Genomic DNA, 5,917 nt, shown 5'->3' with positions numbered 1-5,917 from the left:
TGGCGGCACAGCCGCGGCGAGGGCCAGCTGGTCGCGGTGATCGACACCGGCGTCACACCCGGGCCGCGGCTGCCCGACGTCCAGGCCGGCGGTGACTACGTCGCCGACACCGACGGGCTCACCGACTGTGACGGACACGGCACCCTGGTCGCCGGACTCATCGCGGGACAACCCGGCGACGATGGCTTCTCCGGCGTCGCGCCGGCGGCGCAGATCGTGTCCATCCGGCAGACCTCCGCACACTTCGCGCCCCGCGACCCCGGCGAGGATCCGGCACTGACCCGCGCCGGCATCGAGGTCGACACACTGGCCCGGGCCGTGGTCCGGGCCGCCGATCTCGGGGCGCGCGTGATCAACATCTCTGTCGGGGCGTGCATCCCAGCCGGCAGCGATATCGACCAATCCGCGCTGGGGGCGGCGTTGCGCTACGCGGCGGTCGAGCGCGACGTGGTGATCGTCGCCGCCGCCGGTGACACGTCGAGTGGTCGGGGCACCGGCGCCCGGTGTACGGCCAACCCCCTCAACGACGCCGCCCGGCCCGCCGACCCACGGAACTGGGACAGCGTCACCACGTTGTCGGTTCCATCGTGGTGGCAACCCTATGTGCTGTCGGTCGGTTCGCTGGGGCCGCACGGAGCGCCGTCGCCGTTCACGTTGCCCGGGCCGTGGCTGGGGGTCGCCGCCCCGGGTGAGGACGTCACCTCGGTCAGCAATGCCGACGGCGGTGGGCTGGCCAACGGCATGCCGGACAACGAACAGCAGCTGGTGCCGATCCAGGGCACCGGCTATGCGGCCGCCTATGTGTCCGGAGTCGCCGCCCTGGTGCGCAGCAGATTCCCCGACATGAGTGCTCCTGCGGTGGTCGACCGGATCACCGCCACCGCGCACGGGGCCGCCCGCTCGCCGTCGAACCTGGTCGGCGCCGGTACCGTCGACCCCGTCGCGGCGCTGACCTGGAATGTTCCGGCCGAGGTGGAGGTCGATCCCGCTGCGGTTCGCCAGATCTCGGCCCCGCCGCCACCTCCGCCGGTCGATCCGGTGCCGCGCATCGTGGCCTTCACCGGTGCGGGAGTGCTGGCGCTGTCGGTGCTCGCCGCCGTGGTGGCGAGCCGTAAACGGAAGGACGCAACGTCATGATGGTCCGGCTCAGTCTGGCCCTGCTGGTGGCCATCCCGGCCGCCATGGCCTACCCGTGGGACTCCACCGCGGACCGGTGGCTGCTCGGCGTCGCGATCGGTTGGCTGGTGGTGCTGTTCGCATGGTGGCGTGGACTTTTCGTGACGACGATGATCGCCCGCCGGTTCGCCATGTGGCGCCGTCGCGGCCGGGGGACCGGTAGCCACCACTCCTCGGAGTTCACCACCGTGGCATTGCAGGTCACCCCGCGCGCGGATGAGCAACTGCCGCTGGAGCTGCTCGTCGGCTATCTCGATCGCTACGGCATCGATTTCGACAAGGTCCGGGTCACCAGCCGTGACGTCGACGGGGCGCGCACCACCTGGGTCGGGCTGACCCTGGGCGCGGTCGACAACATCGCCGCGTTGTCGGCTCGTTCGGCCAGTATCCCGTTGCGCGACACCGCCGAGCTGTGTGCCCGGAGGCTGGCCGATCACCTCAGGGAGATGGGCTGGGACGTCGACGTCGCGGCCGGGACCGAGCCGGTCGCAGCCGCTGGGGCCGGCGGGGCCAGGGAGACCTGGCGCGGGCTGGCCGATGAGCACGGCTACCTGGCCGCGTACCGGATCGCGGTCGACGACGAACTGGCTGAGAGCCTGGCGGCCGTCTGGGCGGCCGGGGCGGCCGAGACATGGACCGCACTGGAATTCACCGGGAGTCGGTCGCACCCGGAACTGGTGGCCGTCTGCGCGCTGCGCAGCACGGAGCGGCCGGCGGCCAGGGCGCCGCTGTCCGGACTGTCCCCCTACCACGGTCTGCACGGAGTCGCCCTCGCCGCGCTGGCGCCGACATCCGATGACAGGCTGCCCGGCGATCCCGCGGCGCTGCCGCCGACACTGACCTCGCGGCTGAGCTGGCCGGCGGCCGCAGCACTCAGTCGAACATGAACTCGCCGAGGAAGCGGGTCATCCGGCGCAGGTAGTCCGGCTGGCTCACGTGCAGCACATGGTTTCCCGGGAACCAGTGGAACGCACAGTGATCCCAGTGCCGCCACAGGATTTCGGCCTGCTCGGGGGGCGCCAGGCGGTCGCCGAGACCGGCGATGATCAGCCGTCGCTCCTTGGCCGGCAGTGGCCGGTAGTTCAGCGGCGAGGAGTACATCGTCGCGGTGTCGACGAGCTCGGGGTCGGTCCCGGCGAGGCGGTCACGCAACGCGACCACCTTGTTGGCCGGGAACCATTCGTCGACGGTGCGGTCGGGGGTCACCACCGGAACATTCGGGATCACCGCCTGGATACGGTCGTCCACGCTGGCGATCAGCGCCGAGGTGTAGCCGCCCAGCGACATTCCGGTCAACGCGATGCGGTCGACACCGGTGAACTCGAGATAGTCGAGCACCGAGCGGAAGTCGTGCACCGCCTGGGCCATCGCCTCGGCAAAACCCGAGAACCCGTTGGCGAAATAGCCGTATCCGCTGAACGGTGAGTACTTCTCGGCACGGCTTCCGTGGAACGGCAGCGTGTACAGCAGCACGTCGTAGCCGGACCGGTAGAACCAGGGCAGCGAGAAGAACAACCCGTTGAACAGGTACGCCGAACCCATGAAGCCGTGGATGACGCACAGGGTGGGGCGCGGCCCGTTGTGGTGACGCCAGTGCTGGGCGTGGACGACGTTGTTGCGTTCGAAACCGCGGCACTGCTCGCGCAGCGCGGGGTTGACCGCCTCGAAACTGCTGTGGAACTTGATGTTGCGCACGTTGCCGTGGGCGATCCACTCGGCCACCGGGTTGGCTGCCCGCGACGACACCCGGGGCGGCACGGTGGGGGCGGGGAAGGACCGCTGCGGATCGCCGGCCGCGGCGAGCCCGGCATAGAACTCGAGGTGGTCGCGTTCGACGCCGGGCTGCGATCCGCGCAGCGCACTGGCCACCGTCGGCACCATGGTGGCGCTGAGCAGCGATGCGATGGAGGTGCGCAGGGCCAGGTCGGCGACCGCCGAGGAATCCACCAGCAGCCGTTGCCGCAGCGTCAGGTCGGACCGCCGGGGCAGACCACGCGCTGTCGCATCGGCACCGGGAACGTCTGGAACCGGGATGGGCGGTTCCGGCAGAGGCTCGGGGTCCACGTCTGGCATGTTAACGCCGCACCGGCGGGTCACACTGGCACGATGTGGAATCCCGAGACCTATCTGGCGTTCGCCGACCACCGCGGCCGGCCGTTCTTCGACCTGTTGTCCCGGGTGGGTGCCCGCGAGCCACGCCGGGTGGTCGACCTCGGCTGCGGTCCGGGCAATCTGACCGAGACGCTGGCCGCCCGGTGGCCCGGCGCGACGATCGAAGCCTGGGATTCCGCACCGGAGATGGTGGCCGCCGCCGGCGAACGCGGCATCGCCGCCCGGGTGGGGGATGTGCGGGACTGGACACCGCAGCCGAACACCGACGTCGTGGTCAGCAACGCGGTGCTGCACTGGGTTCGAGAGCACCCCGACCTGCTGGTCCGGTGGGTGTCGGAGCTGGCGGCAGGTTCCTGGATCGCGTTTCAGGTGCCCGCGAACTTCGATGCGCCGTCGCACCGGGTGGTCCGGGAACTGGTGGCTCGGCCGTCGTGGTCGGCGCTGCTGTCGGGTTCGCCGCTGGATGAAGACGCGGTGCGGCCCGCCGCCGACTACGCCGGTCTGCTGACCGACGCGGGCTGTTCGGTCGACGCCTGGGAGACCACCTACATCCACCAGCTGAGCGGGGCGAACCCGGTGCTGGAGTGGATAACCGGCACGGCGCTTCGCCCGGTTCGCGACGCGCTCGGCCAGGCGCAGTGGCTACAGTTTCGCGCGGAGCTGATCCCGATGCTCGACGCCGCCTACCCCGCCAACGCCGACGGCTCCTACCCGCCGGGCGCTGACCGCACCACCTTCTTCCCGTTCCGCCGGGTGTTCGTGGTGGCCCAGGTGCGGTAGCGGCGGGCCCGTCCCTAGGGGTGGTAGGCCACCCCGACCGCCTGGAACACGAATTCCGGCGGCGCGTCGAACGCCAGCGAGGTGCGCGGCAACCGGTCGAGCACGTCGGCGGCGATGTCGGTCTTGTACTGCAGCGACAACTCGCCCGAACAGCGGCTGTCCACCTCGGCCACGTCGACGTCGAGCGTGAGCCCCGTGGTCGACAGTTCCGCCCTGACGCTGCCCGCCTGCGGGGCGTCCCAGCGCAGGTCGATCATGCGCCCGGCCAGCTTCGGCACCGACGACAGCGTGCCCAGCACCCGCCGTTCGGTCAGCGCCAGCGCGCCGACGTAGCTGGCGATGCTGCCGGCCGAGCGCAGCCCGGGCACCGCACCGTGAAAACGCCGGGTGACCGGGACATATTCGTCGAAGAACAGGATCCCCTCGAGCTCCACCTCGGCGCGCAGCGCGCCGGGAAGCCTGCCGATGCGAAGCAGCCTGCGCAGAATGACGGCCATCCGTGCACGGTAGCTCAGCCACCTGAGTGGTAGTTCTGGTCAGATGACCACGAACCGCGGCCTGCTGCTCGGCACCGCGCTGGCCGGCGCGGGGCTGTATCTGCTGATGTGGGTGGGCTACGCCTGGCAGTGGAGCTGGCTGACCGCCCTCGACGACGCGGCGCTGCAACCGTTGGCCCGCTTCGGGGAGGCACATCCGGGCTGGGTGACGGCATGGAACGTGTTCTGCGCAGTGCTGGGGCCGGCGGTGTTCCGGGTGGCCACGCTGGTGGTGATCGTCGCGGCGTTGGTACGGCGCCGGTTCCGGGTGGGGCTGTTCCTGTTGCTGACCGTCGAGCTCAGCGGCGTGGTGACCGAGATCGCCAAAGCGCTGGCCGACCGCCCGCGCCCGGACACCGCACTGGTCACCGCCTACGGGCTGTCCTTCCCGTCCGGTCACGCACTCGGGGTGACGGTGGCGGTGCTGGCCCTCTACGTCGTGGCACGTCCGGCACTGGGCCGCCGCGGGCGCGCCGCGGCGCTGACGGTCGGCCTGATCGTCATCGTGGCCATCGGGGTCGGCCGGGTGGTGCTCAACGTGCACCATCCCTCCGACGTGATCGCCGGCTGGGCGCTGGGCTACACCTACGTTGCGGCATGCCTGCTGGTCGTACCGCCGGCCGGCCCGCGCATCAGGCGACCGGCCGGAACACCGGCAACTTCCGGTACAGCGCGGTGAACGTGGCCTCGGTGATCTCGGTGCCGACCTCCCCGTCGAGCGCCAGCACGGTGGGCCCGTCCTCCGACCGGAACGCGAACTCGGGCACCCGCAACTCGTGGTAGAGCGGGCTGCGGGTCAGCCGGCCCAGCGCCAGCCCGACCAGGATGCGCACCCGCGCCAGGGCGCGCCCGGTCTCGAGGATCCGCACATCGATCAGGCCGTCGTCCATCCGGGTGCGCCGCGCCGGGGCGAAACCCGACGGCAGATAGGTCGAGTTGCCCAGAAAGAACAACGACGTCTGCAGGGTCTTGTCGTCGTAGGAGATCCGTACCGACTCGTCGCGGCGCAGCGTGTGGAACATCGCGTAGATGCCGGCCAACGGTTTTCCGATGCGGTGCTCGAGCCTCTCCCGGGTCTGCACGAACCGGGGGTAGGCGCCGATGCTCGCGGTGTTCACCAGCATCTGCCGTTCGTTCAGGCAGACCAGGTCGACATGGGACGCGCGGCCCTCCCGGATCGCGGCGATGGTCTTGGCGGTGGTGTCGCACCCGATGTCCTTGGCGAAATGGTTGAACGTGCCCGCGGGGAAGACCGCCAGCGGGACGCCCTCGGCGACCGCCACCTCCGCCGCGGCCGCCACGGTGCCGTCGCC

7 protein-coding genes are annotated in these 5,917 nt (G+C 70.8%); 4 read left to right on the top strand and 3 right to left on the bottom strand.

Annotation, left to right across the window (positions count from 1 at the left end; translation table 11 throughout):
- Positions 1–1,137 (top strand): type VII secretion-associated serine protease mycosin (mycP, locus tag ACXAID_RS26740; RefSeq protein ID WP_475025202.1); only part of this gene is annotated, 1,137 nt, incomplete at its 5' end.
- The gene (gene eccE / locus ACXAID_RS26735) at positions 1,134–2,063 is read left to right on the top strand and encodes a type VII secretion protein EccE (protein WP_475025201.1); all 930 of its coding nucleotides are present in this window, start codon (positions 1,134–1,136) and stop codon (positions 2,061–2,063) included. The genes mycP and eccE, both read left to right, overlap by 4 nt.
- Here eccE and ACXAID_RS26730 read toward each other — a convergent pair.
- Positions 2,050–3,249 carry an alpha/beta hydrolase family protein gene (locus tag ACXAID_RS26730; RefSeq protein WP_475025200.1) on the bottom strand — a complete coding sequence of 400 codons (1,200 nt, stop codon included), beginning with the start codon at positions 3,247–3,249 and terminating at the stop codon, positions 2,050–2,052. The genes eccE and ACXAID_RS26730 overlap by 14 nt on opposite strands.
- 33 nt (positions 3,250–3,282) lie before the next feature.
- Between ACXAID_RS26730 and ACXAID_RS26725 the strand changes: the two genes are divergently transcribed.
- Entirely contained in the window at positions 3,283–4,068 is a 786-nt protein-coding gene (locus tag ACXAID_RS26725) for a trans-aconitate 2-methyltransferase (RefSeq protein ID WP_475025199.1), read from the top strand.
- A gap of 14 nt (positions 4,069–4,082) precedes the next feature.
- Here the strand turns inward: ACXAID_RS26725 and ACXAID_RS26720 are convergent, their stop codons facing one another.
- Positions 4,083–4,565 carry a hypothetical protein gene (locus ACXAID_RS26720; RefSeq protein WP_475025198.1) on the bottom strand — a complete coding sequence of 161 codons (483 nt, stop codon included), beginning with the start codon at positions 4,563–4,565 and terminating at the stop codon, positions 4,083–4,085.
- 43 nt (positions 4,566–4,608) lie between these two features.
- On the opposite strand from ACXAID_RS26720, the gene ACXAID_RS26715 reads away from it, so the two are divergent.
- On the top strand, positions 4,609–5,283 hold the full coding sequence (locus tag ACXAID_RS26715; protein ID WP_475025197.1) for a phosphatase PAP2 family protein: 675 nt from the start codon (positions 4,609–4,611) through the stop codon (positions 5,281–5,283).
- Here ACXAID_RS26715 and ACXAID_RS26710 read toward each other — a convergent pair.
- Positions 5,237–5,917, bottom strand: a 681-nt coding sequence (locus ACXAID_RS26710) for a diacylglycerol/lipid kinase family protein (protein WP_475025196.1), incomplete at its 5' end; no start/stop codon positions are given. The genes ACXAID_RS26715 and ACXAID_RS26710 overlap by 47 nt on opposite strands.

Source organism: Mycobacterium sp. ABE4_509 (genome assembly GCF_056160785.1).
This window is presented reverse-complemented; position numbering and strand designations above follow the sequence as displayed.